The following is a 20,991-nucleotide window of genomic DNA, read 5'->3' as shown; positions in this document are numbered from 1 at the left end:
TAAGCCCCCCTTATGCGAAGTCAGCTGCGAACGCGTCGATCTCGGCCTTAACGGCGGCCTCGGCATCACCCTTAATTTTCGGGTCATCCTTGGTGATCATGTCCAGAACCGCTTTGCCCTTGCCACGCAGGTGCGACAGCAAACCAGCCTCGAAGCGACCAACGTCAGAGACGGCGATCTTGTCGAGGTAGCCTTTCGTGCCTGCATAGATCACGCAAACGATTTCAGCGTTGGTCAGTGGCGAATACTGCGGCTGTTTCATCAGCTCGGTCAGGCGCGCACCACGGTTCAGCAACTGCTGGGTCGCGGCATCCAAGTCGGAGCCGAACTGAGCAAACGCTGCCATCTCGCGGTACTGAGCAAGCTCCAGCTTAACCGGACCAGCCACAGACTTCATCGAGTTTGTCTGAGCGGACGAACCAACGCGAGACACCGAAAGACCGGTGTTCACCGCAGGGCGGATGCCTTGGTAGAACAGCTCGGTTTCAAGGAAGATCTGACCATCGGTGATCGAAATCACGTTTGTCGGAATAAACGCCGAAACGTCGCCACCTTGGGTCTCAATGATCGGCAGAGCCGTCAGGGAGCCGGAACCGTTGTCTTCGTTCAGCTTACAAGACCGCTCCAGCAGGCGGGAGTGGAGATAGAAAACGTCACCTGGATAGGCTTCACGTCCTGGTGGGCGACGCAGCAGCAGCGACATCTGACGGTAAGACACGGCCTGTTTGGTCAAGTCATCATAGATGATCAGGGCGTGGCGGCCATTGTCACGGAAGTGCTCGGCCATTGTTGTCGCGGCGTAGGGTGCCAAGAACTGCATAGGTGCCGGGTCGGAAGCGGTCGCAGCAACAACGATCGAATATTCGATCGCGCCGGACTCTTCGAGTTTCTTAACCAGCTGCGCCACTGTGGAGCGCTTTTGGCCGATAGCCACGTAAACGCAATAGAGCTTCTTGCCCTCGTCGTCGCCAGCAGCGTCGTTGTAGGATTTCTGGTTCAGGATGGTATCCAACGCGATGGCTGTTTTACCGATCTGACGGTCACCAATGATCAGCTCGCGCTGGCCGCGGCCAACAGGGATCATCGCGTCCACAGATTTCAGGCCGGTTGCCATTGGCTCGTGAACCGATTTACGCGGGATGATGCCCGGAGCTTTTTGCTCGGCAACGGCGCGCTTCGTGGTTTTGATCGGACCCTTGCCGTCGATCGGGTTGCCCAGACCGTCAACAACGCGACCCAGCAGTTCGTCACCAACCGGAACGTCCACGATGGAGTTCGTCCGTTTTACAACGTCGCCCTCTTTGATTTGGCTGTCGGACCCGAAGATAACAACACCGACGTTGTCGCTTTCGAGGTTCAAGGCCATGCCTTGAATGCCACCGGGGAATTCGACCATTTCGCCAGCTTGGCAATTGTCGAGACCGTAAACGCGGGCAATACCGTCACCGACGCTCAATACGCGACCGACTTCAGCAACTTCGATTTCTTTGCCGAAGTTCTTGATCTGGTCTTTCAGGATCGCAGAGATTTCTGCAGCTTGGATCGCCATTTTATCCGACCTCTTTCATGGAATTCTGGAGGGAAGCGAGTTTCGAGCGGATCGAGGTGTCGATCATCTTGGAACCCACCTTTACGACAAGACCGCCAATGAGGCTTTCATCGACGGCCATATTGATTTTCACATCTTTGCCCACAGTCGCGGTCAGCGTCTTGGCAAGTTTGTCCTGTTGCGCCTTTGTCAGCGCCTTGGCGGCGGTGACGTCAGCAGTAATTTCGCCTTTTTCGTCGGCGATCAGCCCGCGCAGCGCGGTGACCAACTGCGGCAGAACGAAGAGGCGGCGCTTGCCAGCCATCACGCTCAGCGTGTTGGCCATCGTTGGCGACAACTTCATTTTCTTGGCAATCGCCGCGACCGCATTCGCCTGCTGCTCTCGCGAGTATAGCGGCGATGCGATCAAGTCGCGGAAATCAGCACTTTCGGCCAATGCGGCATCCAGCGTGTCGACGTCGGTTTCCAACGCCTTCAGCTTCTTGCCTTCCTTGGCCAGTTCAAACACGGCGGTCGCATAGCGCCCGGCGATGCCTGTGGAGATCGAGACTGGTTCGGACACGTCCACCCTTCCGGTAACGGGGTCGGTGAACTTTAGCGAAAGTCCGGACCGACCGTTGCAAGAAAGGCCGCGAACCTCGCAGCCTTCAAAATCAGTGGTGATCTAGCAAAGCAGGGTGCTTACCGCAACAGGGAAGGCTAATATAATAGTGCATAAGTATGCGACCCGTTTCCCTTCTTTTACTGGGGTTCGACCAATTCCACCTCTGGGTGCGACCGATTGAAGCCGCAATAAGTGAGCACTTATGTCAAGTTTTCGGCTGATTCCGGCATCGAGTCACCATAACGCGCGTTCAATTCGAACCGGTCAAATTGCGCCCCGCGACAGGATTCGCAGCGCCCTCTAATATTCGCAAAGGTGCCCTTACATCGACGGCCACCCCGCGCTTCTTCGGTGCATAGACCTGTTTGCTGGCCTCAACGATTAACACGCCACCGGCGTAATAGCTCGACATCTTGCGTCCGTAGCGCTCGAACGTGCTGGCCCATTTCAGCCAAACCTTGCGTTGACTAGGGGGCGAGAACAGCGCCGCGCGATGGCTTTCGGGGGTGAAAGAATGGCGCTTCAGCTGCACTTCGAGTTGCGTCAGTGAATAAGGCCGCCCGAAGCCGAACGGCGTTGCATCCCGACGCGACCATAGCCCCGCACGGTTCGGCACCACAAAAACAGCCCGACCACCGGGGCCAAGGACCCGGAAACACTCATCCAGCAAGGCGGTCGGATTTTCCGTGGTCTCCAACCCGTGCAAAATCACCAACTTGTCGACCTGTCCGGTCTCCAGCGGCCAGAGCGCCTCTTCGCACAGCACCGACATATTATCCTGCCCCGCAGGCCAGTGCATGACCCCCTGAGGGCCGGGCATGAGGGCCACAACGCGGCGGGCTTCGCCGATGAACGGGCGCAGCAACGGCACGGCAAATCCGTAGCCCGCCACCGTTTGCCCCTTGGTATCAGGCCACAGCGCCCGCACCTGATCACGCACCGCGCGTTGCGCAACGCGGCCCAGCCCCGTGCGGTAGTAGAACTTCTTCAAATCCTGAACATCAAGATGCATAAACAGCCCCTAGCGCGTCTGAACCACTGTGCATTTCTTTTGAACACTTGCAAAGGTGTCAGCGCGTCTTACCTGAACATCAACAGCCGGAACACGTATCCGGAGCAATCACCTCTTTCTTTTCGGGCCGATCACGCTCATTGTGAAAAGAAAAGACTTGAAGATCGGCAATATAAACCGAACTGTAAGGTCTAAGAGGCAATGGTAGAGACCGGGTCCTCGACCCGGAACCTGCCCTCGATAATAAAGGAGCATAGGGTGCCGTCATTCTCTGACACTCTCGAAAAGGCAATTCATTCCGCGCTGGCGCAGGCCAATACGCATCGCCACGAGCTTGCCACGCTGGAACATTTGCTACTGGCCCTCATCGACGAGCCGGACGCCGCCAAGGTGATGATCGCCTGTGGTGTTGATCTGGATATCCTGCGGACGACCCTTGGCGAATTCATCGAGGACGAGCTGTCCACGCTGGTCACCGATGTTGAAGGGTCGGAAGCTGTCCCGACGGCCGCTTTCCAGCGCGTTATCCAACGCGCAGCCATTCATGTTCAATCCTCCGGTCGCACCGAAGTGACCGGTGCAAATGTGCTCGTCGCCATCTTTGCGGAACGCGAGAGCAACGCGGCCTTTTTCCTGCAAGAGCAGGACATGACCCGTTATGATGCGGTGAATTTCATCGCGCACGGTGTCGCGAAAGACCCGACATTCGGCGAGGCCCGCCCGATTTCCGGCTCGTCCGACTTTGAAGACGACATTACGCCCGAAACCGCAGAGGTCGAAGGCGAAGGCAAGGAATCCGCACTTTCGAAATACTGCGTGGACTTGAACGCCAAGGCTGTGAAAGGCGATGTCGACCCGCTGATCGGTCGATCCGAGGAAGTGGAGCGCTGCATCCAGGTGCTTTGCCGCCGCCGCAAGAATAACCCGCTTTTGGTGGGTGATCCGGGCGTTGGCAAAACCGCCATTGCCGAAGGTTTGGCCCACAAGATCGTCGCGGGTGAAACCCCCGACGTTCTGGCGGGTGCTACAATCTATTCGCTCGACATGGGCGCTTTGTTGGCAGGCACGCGTTACCGCGGTGACTTCGAAGAACGCTTGAAAGCAGTGATGACGGAGATGGAAGATCACCCCGACGCGGTGCTGTTCATCGACGAAATTCACACCGTTATCGGTGCGGGTGCGACCTCCGGCGGGGCGATGGATGCCTCCAACCTGCTGAAGCCTGCACTTCAAGGCGGCAAGCTACGATGCATGGGCTCCACCACCTACAAAGAGTTCCGTCAGCACTTCGAGAAAGACCGCGCTTTGGCCCGTCGTTTCCAGAAGATCGACGTGAACGAGCCATCGGTGGATGACGCGATCAAGATCCTCAAAGGTTTGAAGCCTTATTTCGAGGAGCATCACGACATCAAATACACCACCGACGCGATCAAGTCGGCGGTGGAACTGTCTGCGCGCTATATCCACGATCGCAAACTGCCGGACAAAGCCATCGACGTTATCGACGAGGCGGGCGCCGCGCAGCATCTGGTCGCTGAAAGCAAACGCCGCAAAACTATTGGGGCCAAGGAAATCGAGGCTGTCGTGGCTAAGATCGCCCGCATCCCACCGAAAAACGTGTCGAAAGACGATGCGGCTGTGCTGAAAGATCTGGAAAAGGCTCTGAAACGGGTGGTCTTCGGGCAGGATTTAGCCATCGACGCGCTGTCCTCGGCGATCAAGCTGGCCCGTGCGGGCCTGCGCGAGCCCGAAAAGCCTATTGGTAACTACCTGTTCGCAGGCCCGACTGGTGTGGGTAAAACCGAAGTCGCCAAACAATTGGCAAGCACTTTGGGTGTAGAGCTTCTGCGTTTCGATATGTCGGAATACATGGAGAAGCACGCGGTGTCGCGCCTGATCGGCGCCCCTCCCGGCTATGTAGGCTTTGACCAAGGCGGCATGCTGACCGACCAAGTGGACCAACACCCGCATTGCGTGCTGCTGCTTGACGAGATGGAGAAAGCCCATCCCGACGTCTACAACATCCTGTTGCAGGTGATGGATAACGGCAAACTGACCGACCACAATGGCCGGACGGTGGATTTCCGCAACGTGATCTTGATCATGACCTCCAACGCGGGTGCCATGGAGATGTCCAAATCGGCCATCGGCTTTGGCCGTGACCGTCGCGAGGGTGAAGACACCGCCGCGATCGAGCGGACATTTACGCCGGAGTTCCGCAACCGCCTAGACGCGGTGATCAGCTTCGCGCCACTGGGCAAGCAGATCATCACCCGCGTGGTCGAAAAGTTCGTGCTGCAACTTGAAGCGCAACTGATGGACCGCAACGTGACCATCGAGCTGACCCCTGCTGCCGCAGAATGGCTTGGCGACAAAGGCTACGACGACAAGATGGGCGCACGTCCGCTGGGGCGCGTCATCCAAGAGCACATCAAGAAACCGCTGGCTGAAGAACTGCTGTTCGGCAAGCTGCTGAAAGGTGGTGTGGTCAAGGTCGGCGTCAAGAAGGGCGAGATCGACCTGACGATCCTGGAGCCGGAAGCCGCACGGATCACGTCCAAGAAAAAGCCGCCGCTGCTCACCGCCGAGTAATGCGCGCCGCTGTTCTGGCCCTTACACTCACAGCTTTCGCGGCCCCCGTGGCCGCGAAAGACCCTCTTCTGTCTTTGCCCATTGAGTGCGATCTGGGCGAAACCTGCTTCATCCAAAACTACGTCGATAGCGACCCGAGCCCTGCGGCCAGCGATCACAAATGTGGCACGCTCACCTATGACGGGCACAAAGGCACGGATATCCGCGTCGCCACTCTAGCCGAAATGGAGGCAGGTATCACTGTCCTCGCCGCCGCCCCCGGCACGGTGCGCGCAACCCGTGACGGGATGCCGGATATCCCCTCCAACGCACCGGACGCACCCGATCTTGATGGCAAGGATTGTGGCAACGGGCTGGTGATCAGCCACGGCGATGGCTGGGAAACCCAATACTGCCATATGCGCCGCGGCTCGGTGATCGTCAAAAAAGGCCAACGTGTTGCGAAAGGCACCGCGCTTGGGCTTGTCGGCCTCAGTGGCAAAACAGTGTTTCCACATATCCACCTGTCCCTGCGCCACAATGGCGAGGTGGTAGACCCCTTCGCCCCCGATGCCAAAGGCACCTGCGGGCCGTCAGAAAACACACTTTGGCAAGATGACATCTCCTACCAAGCCGGTGGGCTGCTCGATGTCGGGTTTGCCGAAGGCGTGCCCGACTTTGCCGATATCAAGGCGGGACTGCCCGACCCGGCAACGTTGAATGCGGATGCCGCCGGCCTTGTCCTTTGGGGCTACGCATTTGGCACCCGCGAGGGCGATACGATGGAGTTCAACATCACAGGGCCAAACGGATGGCGCCATGATCAAGTGGTGGAATTTACCAGGCCCCAAGCCCAAGTCTTCCGCGCGTCGGGTCGCAAACAGCCGCAAGGCGGCTGGCCCGCTGGCACGTATGAAGGTGTGGTGACGTTCTCTCGCGCCGGCTCGGTGCTCAGCACGCAAAGCTTGACTATTTCTCGGTAAGTTTCAGCTCGATCCGGCGGTTCTGCGCGCGCGCTTCAGGTGTGTCCGCCTCGTTTATCGGCTGGTATTCCCCGAAACCATTGGCCGCCAAACGCTGGGGTGGGATACCAAGATCGGCGCTCATGTAGCGCACCACCGAGAGCGCGCGGGCTTGACTCAATTCCCAGTTATCCTTGAATTGCCCAAAGCCCGATAGCGGCACATTGTCGGTGTGCCCATCGACGCGGATCACCCAGTCCAGCGTATCAGGAATGTCCCCGGCCACGCGCGACAGGATCGCTGCCACCTTGGCAACTTCGCCTTTGCCAGCGGGTGACAAGACCGCCTGCCCCGGCTGGAACAGCACTTCCGAGGAAAACACAAAGCGGTCGCCTTCGATACGGATGCCGTCCTGATTGCCCAGCAGCGCGCGCAACTGGCCGAAGAATTCCGAGCGGTAGTTCTTCAACTCTTTCGCCTCGGCCTCCAGACGCAGCCGCTCCGCTTCTTCGAGTTTCGCCCGTGCGCGCTGTTCCGACGCGACCAAGGCCAACGCGGAATTCAACTCCGACCCCAGATTTTGCACCTGAACATCCGCCGCCTCGCGCCGCGTGTCGGTTTCATCCAAGATCGTCTGCAACGACCCCAGTTGGGAGCGCAGTGCCGCGACCTGTTGATTGAGGGCTTCGACCTTGCGCTGGCTATCCAGACTGATCGCCTTCTGGTCGGCCAGTTCAGCGCGCGCGGCTTCCAGCAGTGCTGCGCGTTGCTCCGCCGCACTCAACGCTTCACCTTCGCCCGATTCCGCAGCGATTTTGGCGGCAAGCGCTGCCATCAACTGCTCGCGAAGGCTCTCTTGCGCCGTTTCCGCCGCTGCAAGATTGGCACTCGTATCGGTCTTCGCCGCCAAGGCTGCGGCCAGCTTTTCTTCCAGCGTAAGCGCCGAAGTTCGGCTGGAGGACAACTCCTCTTGCAGCGCCTTCTCCGCCGCGCGCGCGGCGGCCAATAACGTCAGTGTGTCCTCGGCCTCCTTGCGTTGCGCTTCCAGCGCCAAGGTCATCGCGGTCAGTTCGGCATCCGCATTTTTCAGACGATCCCGCAACGTTTGTGCTGCGGCGGCATCCACAAGCTTCGCGGCTTCGGCTGCGCTTAGTGCTTCTGCCTGTTCGTTGGTTTGCACCTCCAGATCGGCGACCAAGGCTTCCAGCGCTTCCCGTCTTGCAGCCGCCAGTCGTGCGGCTTCCTCTCCTTCGCTAATCTCCTCGCGGGCCGCTGCCAAGGCAAGTTGCGCGGCCTCTTTTTCTGAAATCTCGCGCGCCAGTCCGGCCTCAATGTCTTCAATGCGCGCACTCAGCCCTGCGACCTGCGTCTGCGAGGCGTCCAGATCGCCGGTCAATGACGCGACTTGGTTTTGCAGACCCTCGCGGTCTTTCAAAAGCCCCGCGACCTGTTCCTCGAAACTGGCGATGCGTCCTGCTTGCGTGTCATTTTGCGCGGACAGGGACGCAATCAACGCGGCCTGCTGTGCGGCCTGCGCATCCAGCTCATCGATGTTTTGCTCCAGCCCAAAGCTGCGCTGCTGCTCCAGCCCTAACGCTTCCGCCAAAGACGAGACTTCGCTGGTCAACTGGTCCAGTTCGCTGTCTTGGGAGGTAATCGTTTCGCTGAGCATGAACTGCACGATCATGAAGATCGACAGCACGAAGACCAAAACCAGCAAAAGCGCTGTCATGGCATCGACGAAACCCGGCCAGATATTGGCCTCGAAGCGTTTGCCATTGCGTCGGGACAGCGCCATGCGGCTACTCCCCCTGCTCGCGGTCCGGTAGTCTGCGGGTGTTCGACGGTCTACGCTCGCGGGTCAGCGCGCGCACGGCTTGAGTGACTTGCGCCAAGTCGCCATGTAGCTGGGACATGCTTTCCTGCCGGCCCGAGGACATCTCTTCGAGGATTTTCAGCAGTTGCACGTCAATCGACCGCAGGCGCATCCGGCTTTCAGGATCCACGCCATCTTCGTTGGGTTCAGACAGTTTCGCCAGTAGTCGCTCTTGCCCTTCGGCCACGCGGTTCAGCGCGTCCGTTGGATCAATGGTCAGGTCCAGACGTTCGGTCAGGTGCCTGAGAGACGACGTTAGCCCGTCAAGCTTTTCGGCAGAGGCAGCGCGGCTCGCCTCTCCTTGAACGAACAATCCTTGTAGGCTGTCGATCTGCTCGACCATGTGATCCAGAACCGTTGCAACGACACCTTGATCAAACCCGCCGCTGCCTTCGCCTTCCCCCGCGGAGAACCCGACACGGGTGATCGTCGACAGCCATTCTTCCATTTCGCGGTAAAATCGGTTCTGCCCGTGCCCCGCGAACAGTTCCAACAACCCGACGACCAGTGACCCCGCAAGACCCAGCAAGGAAGACGCAAACGCCGTGCCCATGCCCGCAAGCTGGCCTTCAAGGCCCGTCATCAACTGGCGGAAAACCTTCGCGCCGCTTTCGCCCTCTGCGACGTTGAGCGAGCGAATGGTATCGACCACGCCGGGAATGGTCGTTGCAAGGCCGTAGAAGGTGCCGAGAAGACCAAGAAATATAAGAAGGTTAACAATGTAGCGCGTAATATCGCGCGCTTCGTCCATGCGTGATGCGACCGAGTCCAAAATGGTGCGCGACGAGCCGGAGCTGATCTGCATCCGCGCCCCGCGCGACCGTAGCAACCCTGCCAATCCCGCCAGCAAGCGCGGCGCGCGAAATTCATCGTGATCCGCGCGGTCTTGGGCGAAGCTGACAATCCATGACACAGAGGAGGTCAGTTGTAGCACCTGCCAAAAGCACGCCAGAACGCCGACCACAAACACCGTGAAGATCACGCCATTCAGATACGGGCTGGATGCGAACACCTGTGACACCGCCGGATAGATCAAATATCCGCCAGCTACCACAAGGCCAAGGATCAGCAGCATGACGATAATCTGCCGCACAGGCTGGGTGAAATGCGGCGTGCGTTCCCGCTCGGCTGGGGTGTCCATCAGATTGGGGCCTCTATCATGCTCGGTCTTCTTTTTATATCGCGCATGATACGGGCGGAAGGGCGCATTTCAAAGGGGAAACTAGCCCGCCAGCTGCCGCACCCGCGCCACCAACCATTCCATATCGACGTCATCAATTCCGAAGGCATCCAGCTGCTGCGCCGTATTGTAGAGGTATTCCGTATTCGGCCCGCGCCCGCCGACCGCCTTGGCGATCACCTGTGCCTGACGCTCCAGCTCCAGCCCGCCACAATACTGGATGTGGTCGCGCTCGATCACATAGCAAAGACCCGGAACCTTGCGCCCGTCGCGCAAATCCAGATCATGCACCTGCTCGACATACGCGGCTGAGATTAATTCCCGCTCGCGCAGGTAGTCGAGCACGCGGTCACGATCCGCATCCGCCACGCGCATGGCCACGCCTTCGCAAGCGGCATCCGCTTCGTCCAAGGCCAGAACAAGCCCGGGCTCTTCCTCAGAGCCGCGGTGGTGAATGGACCACATGCAAAACGAACGATGGAAACCGTTGAGCCGCGCCAGCACTTGCTCGGCAGGCTCGAAGCCCGGGTTCCACATCAGCGAGCCGTAGCCAAAGACCCAAAGCGGTGTGTCAGTCATCATCTGGTCCTTCCATCTTCCGCCCTGTAAACAGCATCACGGGTTTCGGGAAAAGGACATTCCACATGCGTAAGCTTTTGATCATTGTACTGGTGGCCGCGACCGCATGGGGTGCCTATTGGGTGGTCGGCGCCACAGCATCGCAAAAGGCGACCGAGGGTTGGCTGGACGCGCGTCGCGCGGAAGGCTGGCAGGTGGAGTATTCCGACCTGAAAGTACGCGGCTTCCCCAACCGCTTCGATACGACGATCACAGACATTCAGCTTACCGATCCCGAGACCGGCCTCAGCTGGTCCGCACCATTCTTTCAGCTCTTCTCACTTAGCTACCAGCCTAACCATTTGATCGCAGCATGGCCCAACACACAAGTTTTTGCCACGCCATTTCAGAAAATTGACATAAAAACCAGCAAGATGACCGCATCCCTTAAAGTTCTGCCCACCAGCACGCTGGAACTCGATACCGCGACGGTCGTGATAGAAGGCGCTGCGCTTACGTCCTCGGCGGGCTGGAATTCCGGGGCCGACAAGGTCAACGCCGCGATCCGCCGGACCACCGGCAAAGAGATGACGTATGATGTTGCCGCACAGGCTGACACCGTGATCCCCGGCGACGCCTTGCGCGGACTGCTGGATGCGGGCGGCACTTTGCCCGACGTGATCGAGGGTTTAACCTTTGACACCGAAATCGGCTTTGCCCGCCCGCTCGACATTCGGGTGATCGAAGACAACCGGCCAGACATCACCACGCTCAACATCAAAGACGCGCGCGGCACATGGGGCGAACTACAACTGCGCGCCAAAGGCGATCTGGACGTCGATGCCGACGGCTATGCGAACGGAGAGCTGGCGCTGAATGCCCGCAACTGGCGTGAAATGCTGGCCTTGGCCGTCCGTGCAGGGGCTGTCCCTGCCGAGGCCGCATCGGCGGCAGAACTGGGCTTGGGGTTTCTGGCAAGGCTTTCCGGCTCTGAAAACTCGCTCGACGCGCCGCTTACATTCGCGGGCAGTCGCGTCTTCCTCGGGCCGATTCCGATTGGCACGGCCCCGACGCTAAACCTGCGTTAACGGCAATAGGTGCCGGAGCGATACCGCGCGGTGTCAAAGTGGAAGTGATCTTGATGAAAGCGGTTCGCGTTCGGGCCAAGCACCGTGCCAAACGGCCCGCAGGCCGCTTTGTGCATCTTCTTGAGCGCAGGCCCGTTCTTCGCGCTACGCCAGCCTTTTAGCACCGTCATCGACGAGCCGTCTTTCAAATTGATCGCGGCAATGTCCACCGCACGTCCACGTCCATGCTCCGAGACCTTCGCACCCTTCTGATTGTTGCGGGTCCGGCAGGCGTAATGCGCGACGACCTTCAACGACTTTACGCCCCCGCCGCGGCGGCCGACAGCGGGCTTAACGCCCTTCTCGACCCAAGCGTTCAGTGCTTTGGCCGTGTTGCAGTCGATCTTTGCGTGCTGCGTCAACGCAACGCCGGACACTTCGGTAACCTTCACCCCGTTATCCAGCCCGCATCCGCGCAGCTTCGCGGGAATACGGCTGATCTTTTCACCCCGAATATTCGGATTGCCACAGACCGAGCCTTGCAGACCTTTCGCCACGCGCTTGGAGGTCTTTGCGTTCATGTTTGATTTGCTGGCTTTGGGCTTCTTCTTGAACGCCTGCTGCAACTGCTGGCCAAAAGTGTTCGCCCTTGCTTTGCCGTTTGATCCTTTCGTGATCACTCTGCCCCGCATTTCAGGCCGCAGCGATCGTCTTGGGGCAAGTTGCGATCGGGAGACCTCCACAATGACCGCACGGCTGGGCGCCGCAACCAGCGGCTCCCGCGGGAGGGGGCGCAGAGAGCTTGAGATATTTGCCTGCGCAGCGCTCGCAAGCAGAAGGAATGCAACCGCCAGCCGTATCATTTGGCGTTCCGCCCGAAGTTCGGCACATCGGTATCCTGCCCCGCTTCGATAATCCCGCGCCGGATGGCGCGGGTGCGCGTGAAGTAGTCGTGCAAATGCTCCCCGTCGCCGGTGCGAATGGCCCGTTGCAGCGCAAACAACTCTTCAGTGAAGCGGCCCAGAATTTCCAACGTCGCGTCTTTGTTCGCTAGAAACACGTCGCGCCACATGGTCGGGTCTGACGCCGCGATCCGCGTGAAGTCGCGGAAACCGGCGGCGGAGTATTGGACCACCTCGCTGTCGGTGACGCGGCCCAAATCGTCCGCCACACCGACCATCGTGTAAGCGATCAGGTGCGGCGTGTGCGAAGTCACTGCCAACACCAGATCATGGTGCGGCGCGTCCATCTCGTCCACATTCGAACCCATCTGACGCCACAACTCCTTGTAGCGTTCCAGCACCTCCGGATCGGTGCCGTCCAACGGGGTCAGCAGGCACCAGCGGTTGTCGAACAGTTCCGCAAAGCCGGAGCGTGGGCCCGACTGCTCTGTCCCTGCCAACGGGTGTGCGGGGATGAAATGCACGCCGTCGGGCAGATGCGGGGCAACCGCCTCGATCACTGCGCCCTTGGTGGAGCCCACATCCGACACCAACGCGCCCTGTTTCAAATGTGGAGCAATCTCTGCGGCCACCGCCCCCATGGCACCAACCGGCACGCACAGGATCACCAGATCAGCCCCTTCGACGGCCTCGGCGGCGCTATCTACAATGCGGTCGCACAACCCGATTTCACGCGCCACGTCGCGGGTCTCGGCAGAGCGTGCGTAGCCCACGACCTCCCCGGCCAAACCGGCGCGTTTCATCGCGTGAAACAACGACCCCGCGATCAGCCCCAGCCCGATCAGGGCCACACGGTCATAGAGTTGTGCCATTCAGAGCACCTCCTTGATGGCCGCGACAACCCGCTTGCAGGCGGCTTCCGTCCCGACGGTAATGCGCAAGCAATTCGGCAAGCCGTAGCCCGCCACCAATCGCACGATCAGCCCTTTGGTTTTCAAGTGGGCGTCCACGGCCTCGGCCTTCGTCTGATCCTCAAACCGCGCCAATACAAAATTCGCCTCTGAACGGTCCACAGCAACACCCATCGCGTCCAGCTGTGCAGTCATCCAGTCCCGCATCCGCGCGTTCTCAGTGCGGCACCAATCAGTGTATCCCACATCGCGCATCGCCATCTCGGCGGCTTTCAACGCAGGCACGCTCAGGTTGAACGGTCCGCGCACGCGGTTCAGCGTGTCGATGATCTCTTGCGGGCCATAGCCATAGCCGATGCGCAAGCCGCCCAGCCCGTAAATTTTCGAGAATGTCCGCGTCATGAACACGTTGTCCCGCGCGTCGATCATCGCCCTGCCTGCATCAAAGCCATCCACGAATTCCGCGTAAGCCCCGTCGAGCACCAGCAGGCATCCGTCCGGCAGCCCATCGGCCAGCCGAGCAACCTCGGCTTCGTCAATCATCGTGCCGGTCGGGTTATTGGGGTTGGCAATGAACACCAAACGTGTGCGCTCCGTCACCGCCGCCAGCAGCTTGTCGACGTCCGTGCGCCGCTCGGTTTCCGGCGCAACCACAGGCGTGGCCCCCGCCGCCAGCGCGGAAATGCGGTACATCGAGAACCCGTGTTCGGTATAGAGGACTTCATCCCCCGGCCCTGCATAGGCGTAGCACAGGAACGAGATAATCTCGTCCGAGCCCACGCCGCAGGTGATCCGCGCAGGGTCCATTCCCTGCACCTCGCCGATCGCTTCGCGCAGTTCAGTGTGGTCGGTGGACGGGTACAAGTGCAGCTCGCCCGCCGCTTGCCGGAACGCATCCAAAGCACGCTTCGAAGGCCCGTGGGGATTCTCGTTCGAAGACAGCTTCACCACCTCGGTGACACCCTCGATTTTCGAGGCCCCCGACTGGTAAAGCTTGATATCCATGATCCCCGGCTGCGGCGTGATCGTCATGTCAGTTGTCCCCAAAGTTCCGCCCGTTTTAACCAGCCCGAACGGGCTTGGAAAGGACCGCTTTAAAAGAAGCTTTGGGGGTCGATATCAATCTGCAATCGCAGGTCACCTTTTAGCCGCACAGGCCTGATCCATTCCGACAATGCGCTTTGCAAGGCCACGCCCTTGGGCGCTTTCACCAGCAACCGCACACGGTGCCGTCCGCGTATTCGCGCGATGGGGGCAGGTGCCGGCCCGTAGACTTGCGCACCCACGCGCTTCAACGCCCCGTCATTGCGCGCCAACGCGTTGCCCAGATCGAACACCGGCCCAATCTCCGGCCCTGACAGGATCACCCCTGCCATGCGCCCGTAAGGCGGCATCCCCGCCTGTTCCCGCTCCGCCGCTTCGGCGCGCCAGAATGCTTCTTCGTCGCCATTCAGGATCGAGGTGATCACCGGATGCTCCGGCTGGAAGGTCTGCAACAACGCGACCCCACGCTTTTCCGCGCGTCCGGCCCGCCCTGCAACTTGGCGCATAAGCTGGAAGGTCTTTTCCGCCGCCCGCAGGTCGGAGCCTTGCAAGCCAAGGTCGGCGTCAATGACGCCCACCAGCGTCAGATGCGGGAAGTTGTGCCCTTTGGCCACCAATTGCGTGCCGATAATGATATCCGCGCCACCTTCGGCAATATCCTCGATATGCGCCTTCAACTCGCGTGAGGTCCCGTAAAGATCCGACGACAGCACCACCACACGCGCGTCAGGAAACAACTCGGCCAGCTCCTCCCCCATCCGCTCCACGCCGGGGCCGATGGGGGCCAGCCGATCCTCTGCCTCGCAGGACGGACAAGCGGTCGGCATCGGTTTCGTCTCGCCGCATTGGTGGCACATCAGCCGTTTGAGGAAGCGATGCTCCACCATCCGCGCGTCGCAATGCTCACACACGATCTGATGCCCGCACGCTCGACACAGCGTCATCGGCGCGTAGCCGCGGCGGTTCAGGAACACCAGCGACTGCTCGCCTAACTCGATCCGCTTGGCGATTTCGCGCTGCAAGGTCGGCGACACCCAGCGCGATCCGGGCAGGTCTTCGCGCCGCATGTCGATCGCGCGCATTTCCGGCAGCACCGCGTCGCCAAAGCGTGACGTCAACTCGACCCGTGCGTATTTGCCCGCCTCCGCGTTCGCCCAGGTCTCCAGCGATGGCGTGGCCGAGGCCAGCACCACTTGCGCCCCGCACAAGGACGCCCGCAAAACGGTCATGTCACGGGCGTTATACAGCACGCCGTCTTCTTGTTTGTAGGAGCTGTCATGCTCCTCATCCACAACGATCAACCCGAGGTCGCGGTAAGGCAAAAACAGCGCCGACCGCGCGCCCACGATCAATTCCGCACCGCCATTCGCGACCATGCGCCAGACGCGGCGGCGCTCGGTCATGGTCACGCCAGAATGCCATTCGGCAGGCCGTGCGCCGAAGCGTTCTTCCACGCGGGTCAGGAATTCCGAAGTCAGGGCAATCTCCGGCAACAGCACCAAGGCCTGCCGCCCACGGCGCAAACACGCCGCCACGGCTTCCAGATAAACCTCGGTTTTACCCGACCCCGTCACGCCTTTGAGCAATGTGGTCGAATACCCCTCGCGATCCAGCGCCGCCACCGCAGCCGCCTGATCTTCGGTCAATTCCTTACTGGGGCGCGACGGGTCAAGCGTCATGAAGGGCAAATCGCGCGGGCTGTCTTCCTCGCGCACCGCACCCTGCGCGGCCAAGCCTTTAACGACGGACGTCCCAACACCCGCCTGCTCGGCCAGCTCTTTCAAGGTAAACGACAGCCCGCCGAACTCTTCCAGCACCGCCAGCACTTTTTCGCGGGCGGGGGTCATGCGGTCGACTTCACCCGTCCCCATGCGAAACACTTTGCGCATCGCAGGCGGGTCACCCAATCCGGGCGAGCGTGTCGCCAGCCGGACCATCGCGTGCAATGGCGTCAGCGTGTACGCCCCTGCGCGGGTCAGAAATTCCTTCATCTCGTCGCGCATGGGCGGCACGTCCAGCACCCGTATGACCGAGCGGACCTTTGCGTAGTCGAAATCCCCCTTGCCCGGCCCCCAAACGACACCAAGCACTTTGCGCGGGCCAAGCGGCACTTCGACAAACGCGCCCAGGTGGCAGCCGCCTTCGGGCGCTTTGTAGTCCAGCATGCGGTCCAGAGGCTGGGTGGTCACGACCCCCACCAAATCGCCTTCATGGAAAAACCCGCTCACGACTGCCCTTTCACCGTTTGCCCTCACCTACAGAACTGAGGTAAAGCCACACTTAACCAGAGCAACCGCCCACTGAAAGGTATTCCCATGAAATTCTTCGTAGACACCGCCGAAATCGACGACATCAAAGAACTGAACGCCTTGGGTATCGTGGACGGGGTTACCACTAACCCGTCGCTGATCGCGAAATCCGGTCGTGACATTCTGGAAGTCACCAAAGAAATCTGTTCGATTGTTGATGGTCCCGTTTCCGCAGAGGTGGTTGCGCTGAACGCTGATGATATGATCGCCGAGGGCCGCAAGCTGGCAAAAATCGCGGACAATATCGCCGTAAAAGTGCCGCTGACATGGGACGGGCTGAAAGCCTGTAACGTGCTGACGAACGAGGGTCACATGGTCAACGTCACGCTCTGCTTCTCGGCCAACCAAGCCCTGCTGGCCGCCAAAGTCGGCGCGACCTTCATCTCGCCCTTCATCGGTCGCTTGGATGACCTGAACCTCGACGGCATGGAACTGATCGCGGATATCCGCAACATCTACGACAACTACGGCTTCGAGACGCAGATCCTTGCCGCCTCCATCCGGTCCGCCAACCACATGTCGGACTGCGCAGCCGTTGGCGCGGACGTGGCCACTGCGCCTCCGGGCGTGATCAAGAAAATGGCAGACCATGTGCTGACCGACAAAGGCTTGGACGCGTTCATGAAGGACGTGGCCAAGGCGAACATCAAAATCGTCTAAACGCCACCGAAATCCTATGCTAAAAGGCCGTGTGTTCACCCCGAACACGCGGCCTTTCCTTTAGGAGCATTTATGAGCGGACTACTTGCATTACTCGACGACGTCGCTGGCATCGCCAAAGTCGCGGCGGCCTCGGTTGACGATGTGATGGGGCAAGCCGCCAAAGCTGGGGCCAAAGCCGCCGGTGCGTTGATCGACGATGCGGCGGTGACGCCCAAATATCTGCACGGGTTCGAGGCGTCGCGCGAACTGCCCCTTGTCTGGCGCATCGCCAAGGGATCGCTGAAGAACAAGCTGCTTTACCTGCTGCCCATCGGGCTGCTGCTATCGAACTTTGCCCCGTGGTCGATCACGCCGCTACTTATGCTGGGCGGCGGCTATTTGTGCTTCGAGGGCGCCGAGAAGATTGCCCACCTGTTCACCCATGACGACCACCACGCGGACCAGCCCGAAGACCTGCCGGAAGACCCTGCCCATCTGGAGGAAGAAAAAGCCGCCGGCGCGATCAAGACCGACTTCATCCTGTCCGCCGAGATCATGACCATCGCGTTGGCCGAAATTCCACCAAGCTCGATTGCGATGGAGGCCGCAACCCTGTTTGCCGTCGCCGTCGGCATCACCGCATTGGTCTACGGCTCCGTCGGGTTGATCGTGAAGGCCGACGATATTGGCCTGACCATGGCAGAGCGCGGACGCCTCTCGGCAACCCGCGCACTGGGGCGCGGCATCGTAAAAGCCATGCCGGGCTTCCTGCAAATGCTGCTTGTCGTGGGCACCGCCGCGATGCTCTGGGTCGGCGGTTCCATCGTGATCCACGGCTTGGACAGCCTCGGGTTCAGTTGGCCCGAGCATATAATCCACGACATTTCCTACGCCGCGGCCGATGCTGTTGGGGCCGCCAAAGGTGCGGTGCAATGGATCACCAAAGCCGCGATGGATGGCGTTTTCGGCCTTGCGCTTGGTCTGGTGCTGATCCCCATCGCAACCAAAATTCTGATCCCGACTTGGGGGGCCATACGCGGGAAATGACCGTTAGGTGCTTTGCCGCTGGACCACGCCTGCGCCCTGCCCTAGCGTCGCTCTAATGAAGCTCTCTCCCACGACCCTCGGCCCGCTATTTGCGGCCATAGCCGTCACGCTGTTCTCCTTGAACGACGTCACCATGAAGTTCCTGTCGGGCGGCTATGCACTACATCAGATCGTGCTGATCCGCTCGATCGTCGGCATGGCCGTGGTGATGCTGTTCATGGTGCCGTTTCAAGGTGGATTTGCGGCGATCAAAACACAACGCCTCGGGGCGCAAATAGCGCGGGCGGGCATGGTGTTCTTCGCCAACATGACCTTTTTTCTGGGCCTCGCAGCACTGCCATTGGCCGATGCCGTGGCCCTGTTCTTCGTATCACCCTTCGTCATCACCATCTTTTCAGTGTTGTTCCTGGGCGAAACCGTCGGCGCACGCAGATGGGGTGCAGTTGCCGTCGGGTTGATCGGAGTGCTCATCATCCTGCGGCCGGGCACCTCTGCCTTCCAACCCGCGTCGCTGCTGCCCATCGCTGCCGCGTTTGGATATGGCGGCCTGCACATCATGACACGGTACCTGCGCAACACCGAGACCACAGTCTCCATGGTGTTCTACATCCAGTTGATGTTCATTCTAGCAACCTGCGCCTTGGGTCTGCTCATGGGGAACGGCAAGTTCGCCACGACGGACAACGCCTCGCTGGAATTCCTGTTCCGCCCATGGGTCTGGCCCGAGCCAAGCGACCTGCCTTATATCCTGATCCTTGGCCTGTTTGCGTCGGTCGGCGGCTATTTCATCTCGCTGGCCTACCGCATGGGCGAAGCTGCCTTGGTCGCGCCGTTTGAATATCTGGCGCTTCCCTTGTCGATCATTCTGGGGATGTTGATCTTTGACGAATGGCCCGACGCCGTCGCTTGGGCCGGGATCGCGCTCATTTTGACGTCCGGCCTCTACACGGTCTGGCGGGAGCATCAGCTGGCGAAGCGGCAGCGGCCCAAACGCGAAGGATAGCAAGGTGCTTCCCATTTGCGACACCTTCTCGCTCGCGCAATCTGAGCGTGGAAAAAGCCTATTCCATGGGCTATAGTCCTTCAAAACAAAGCCCTAACCAAAGGCAACGAGCATGATTGAGCAGGCCGAAGTGCTGGACGCGCTGCGCACAAAAATCCTGACGGACCCAGAAGTTATTCTGGAAGATCAAGACCTTATGCGGGCCCTGATCGAAGCGAACGAACGCTCCCTTGGTGGAAACATCGTAGACCTTCGCGGAATCGCGATGGAGCGTTTGGAGAGCCGTCTTGATCGGCTTGAAGACACGCACCGCTCGGTGATTGCCGCTGCCTACGAAAATCTGGCCGGCACCAACCTCATTCACGGGGCTATCCTGAAGGTACTGGAGCCGACGGATTTCCCTGCTTTCCTGACCAGCCTGTCCGGTGACCTGCTTGAATCGCTGCGGGTGTCACGCCTGCGCCTGATCCTTGAATCCAAAGAACATGACAGCCCGTCCATCGGTTTCGAGGATGTGTTGTCCATCGTGGAACCCGGCGTGGTCGACCACTACATCACCGCAGGCCGGGACGTTCCCGTTCGCCCTGTGAGCTTGCGTCAGGTCTCGCCCGCGTCCGAGGACGTGTATGGCGACAACGCCGCCTATATCAAATCCGAAGCCCTGCTTCGCCTCGATCTGGGCGAAGGCCGCCTGCCGGGCTTGCTGGTCATGGGGTCCGAAGATCCGCACCAGTTCCGACCCAATCAAGGCACTGACCTGCTGACCTTTTTCGGATCCGCTTTCGAGCGGGCAATCAAGCGCTGGCTGGCATAATGTTGATCTCACCCGCCTGCCGCGACGCGCTGGAGGGGTGGCTCATTCATCGCAAATCGCTTGATGGCGTGGCTGTAAACACAATTGAGGCCTATCGCGGCGACGTGTTGGGCTTTCTCAACTTCATCACCGCGCATTTTGGCGACAGCACCGGATTGAAACCGCTGCAACGGGTCAAACCCACCGACATGCGCGCGTGGATGGCGCACGAGCGTAAGCGCGGGGTTGCGGCAAGATCATTGGCGCGCGAACTGTCCTCGGTCAAAAGTTTCTACCGCTGGTTGGCGGAACGCGAAGGGTTCGAACCCACCGCCGTCCTTGCGACGCGGTCTCCGAAGTTCCAAAAGAAGCTACCGCGCCCGCTGGCGGTCGATGCGGCCCGCGCGATGATTGACACCGTCGAGTTGCAGGCCAGCAAAGACTGGATCGCGACCCGGGACGCTGCGGTGCTGACATTGCTCTACGGCTGCGGGTTGCGGATTTCCGAAGCCCTTGGCCTGACCTTCGCGGATGCACCCCTGCCGGACGTGCTCCGCATTGTCGGTAAGGGCGGCAAAGAACGCATCGTACCCGTCATTGCCCCCGCTCGCGTCGCGGTGGACCGCTACCTTCAGGCGCAACCCTACCCGATGCTACCCGGTGATCCGCTGTTTCGCGGTGCGCGTGGTGGGGCGCTAAGCCCGCGCCTTATCGCGAAAGCGATGGAGAGCGCACGGATGCAATTGGGCCTTCCCGCGACTGCCACGCCACATGCAATGCGCCATTCCTTCGCCACCCACCTGCTGGAGGCTGGCGGCGACCTGCGCGCCATCCAAGAACTGCTTGGTCATGCCTCGCTTTCCACAACCCAAGCCTACACGGCCGTCGATACGGCACGGTTGATGGAAGTCTATGACAACGCCCATCCGAAAGGGTTGAAGCACGGGTGATCCCCTCAAAG

18 protein-coding genes are annotated in these 20,991 nt (G+C 60.2%); 8 read left to right on the top strand and 10 right to left on the bottom strand.

The window, feature by feature from the left end:
* Positions 1–10: 10 nt before the first annotated feature.
* The 3 genes from atpA to BUB72_RS07885 all read right to left on the bottom strand — a co-directional run bounded on the left by atpA (position 11) and on the right by BUB72_RS07885 (position 3,165).
* The gene (gene atpA / locus BUB72_RS07895) at positions 11–1,549 is read right to left on the bottom strand and encodes a F0F1 ATP synthase subunit alpha (protein ID WP_073142550.1); all 1,539 of its coding nucleotides are present in this window, start codon (positions 1,547–1,549) and stop codon (positions 11–13) included.
* Between the two features lies 1 nt (position 1,550).
* Positions 1,551–2,111, bottom strand: a complete 561-nt coding sequence (locus tag BUB72_RS07890; RefSeq protein ID WP_073142547.1) for a F0F1 ATP synthase subunit delta — start codon at positions 2,109–2,111, stop codon at positions 1,551–1,553.
* Between the two features lie 292 nt (positions 2,112–2,403).
* Positions 2,404–3,165: a class I SAM-dependent methyltransferase gene (locus tag BUB72_RS07885; protein ID WP_073142545.1), complete on the bottom strand. Its 762-nt coding sequence runs from the start codon at positions 3,163–3,165 to the stop codon at positions 2,404–2,406.
* A gap of 258 nt (positions 3,166–3,423) precedes the next feature.
* On the opposite strand from BUB72_RS07885, the gene clpA reads away from it, so the two are divergent.
* Positions 3,424–5,757, top strand: coding sequence for an ATP-dependent Clp protease ATP-binding subunit ClpA (gene clpA / locus BUB72_RS07880; RefSeq protein WP_073142542.1), 2,334 nt, complete (start codon positions 3,424–3,426; stop codon positions 5,755–5,757).
* A complete protein-coding gene (locus BUB72_RS07875; protein ID WP_073142540.1) occupies positions 5,757–6,719 on the top strand; it encodes a M23 family metallopeptidase in 963 nt (320 codons plus the stop codon). Before clpA ends, BUB72_RS07875 begins: the two co-directional genes overlap by 1 nt.
* Here the strand turns inward: BUB72_RS07875 and BUB72_RS07870 are convergent.
* The 3 genes from BUB72_RS07870 to BUB72_RS07860 form a co-directional block, all read right to left on the bottom strand.
* Positions 6,706–8,496: a peptidoglycan -binding protein gene (locus BUB72_RS07870; protein ID WP_073142537.1), complete on the bottom strand. Its 1,791-nt coding sequence runs from the start codon at positions 8,494–8,496 to the stop codon at positions 6,706–6,708. The two genes, BUB72_RS07875 and BUB72_RS07870, sit on opposite strands and share 14 nt — an antisense overlap.
* 4 nt (positions 8,497–8,500) lie before the next feature.
* Positions 8,501–9,715, bottom strand: a complete 1,215-nt coding sequence (locus tag BUB72_RS07865) for a biopolymer transporter ExbB (RefSeq protein ID WP_073142535.1) — start codon at positions 9,713–9,715, stop codon at positions 8,501–8,503.
* 81 nt (positions 9,716–9,796) lie between these two features.
* On the bottom strand, positions 9,797–10,333 hold the full coding sequence (locus BUB72_RS07860) for a gamma-glutamylcyclotransferase (protein ID WP_073142958.1): 537 nt from the start codon (positions 10,331–10,333) through the stop codon (positions 9,797–9,799).
* Between the two features lie 65 nt (positions 10,334–10,398).
* Here BUB72_RS07860 and BUB72_RS07855 point away from each other — a divergent pair, with 65 nt between their 5' ends.
* The gene (locus tag BUB72_RS07855; protein WP_073142533.1) at positions 10,399–11,400 is read left to right on the top strand and encodes a DUF2125 domain-containing protein; all 1,002 of its coding nucleotides are present in this window, start codon (positions 10,399–10,401) and stop codon (positions 11,398–11,400) included.
* Here the strand turns inward: BUB72_RS07855 and BUB72_RS07850 are convergent.
* The 4 genes from BUB72_RS07850 to BUB72_RS07835 form a co-directional block, all read right to left on the bottom strand.
* A complete protein-coding gene (locus tag BUB72_RS07850) occupies positions 11,397–12,071 on the bottom strand; it encodes an extensin-like domain-containing protein (protein ID WP_245814769.1) in 675 nt (224 codons plus the stop codon). The two genes, BUB72_RS07855 and BUB72_RS07850, sit on opposite strands and share 4 nt — an antisense overlap.
* A 167-nt stretch (positions 12,072–12,238) precedes the next feature.
* Positions 12,239–13,153: a prephenate/arogenate dehydrogenase family protein gene (locus BUB72_RS07845; RefSeq protein ID WP_073142528.1), complete on the bottom strand. Its 915-nt coding sequence runs from the start codon at positions 13,151–13,153 to the stop codon at positions 12,239–12,241.
* The gene (hisC, locus tag BUB72_RS07840) at positions 13,154–14,224 is read right to left on the bottom strand and encodes a histidinol-phosphate transaminase (RefSeq protein ID WP_073142526.1); all 1,071 of its coding nucleotides are present in this window, start codon (positions 14,222–14,224) and stop codon (positions 13,154–13,156) included.
* A gap of 62 nt (positions 14,225–14,286) precedes the next feature.
* On the bottom strand, positions 14,287–16,464 hold the full coding sequence (locus BUB72_RS07835) for a primosomal protein N' (RefSeq protein WP_073142524.1): 2,178 nt from the start codon (positions 16,462–16,464) through the stop codon (positions 14,287–14,289).
* An 87-nt stretch (positions 16,465–16,551) separates the two neighbouring features.
* Between BUB72_RS07835 and fsa the strand changes: the two genes are divergently transcribed.
* From fsa to BUB72_RS07810, 5 genes are all read left to right on the top strand, one after another.
* Positions 16,552–17,205 carry a fructose-6-phosphate aldolase gene (fsa, locus tag BUB72_RS07830; RefSeq protein WP_073142522.1) on the top strand — a complete coding sequence of 218 codons (654 nt, stop codon included), beginning with the start codon at positions 16,552–16,554 and terminating at the stop codon, positions 17,203–17,205.
* 72 nt (positions 17,206–17,277) lie between these two features.
* Positions 17,278–18,234: a DUF808 domain-containing protein gene (locus tag BUB72_RS07825; protein WP_073142520.1), complete on the top strand. Its 957-nt coding sequence runs from the start codon at positions 17,278–17,280 to the stop codon at positions 18,232–18,234.
* 55 nt (positions 18,235–18,289) lie between these two features.
* The gene (locus tag BUB72_RS07820; protein ID WP_073142517.1) at positions 18,290–19,237 is read left to right on the top strand and encodes a DMT family transporter; all 948 of its coding nucleotides are present in this window, start codon (positions 18,290–18,292) and stop codon (positions 19,235–19,237) included.
* Positions 19,238–19,349: 112 nt separating this feature from the next.
* Positions 19,350–20,051 (top strand): DUF484 family protein, encoded by a 702-nt coding sequence (locus BUB72_RS07815; RefSeq protein ID WP_073142515.1) that lies wholly within the window; start codon positions 19,350–19,352, stop codon positions 20,049–20,051.
* Positions 20,051–20,980 carry a tyrosine recombinase XerC gene (locus BUB72_RS07810; protein ID WP_175549134.1) on the top strand — a complete coding sequence of 310 codons (930 nt, stop codon included), beginning with the start codon at positions 20,051–20,053 and terminating at the stop codon, positions 20,978–20,980. Before BUB72_RS07815 ends, BUB72_RS07810 begins: the two co-directional genes overlap by 1 nt.
* The last annotated feature ends 11 nt before the right edge of the window (positions 20,981–20,991 follow it).

Origin of the sequence: Litoreibacter ascidiaceicola, assembly GCF_900129235.1 — a bacterium.
Classification (GTDB): domain Bacteria; phylum Pseudomonadota; class Alphaproteobacteria; order Rhodobacterales; family Rhodobacteraceae; genus Litoreibacter; species Litoreibacter ascidiaceicola.
This window is presented reverse-complemented; position numbering and strand designations above follow the sequence as displayed.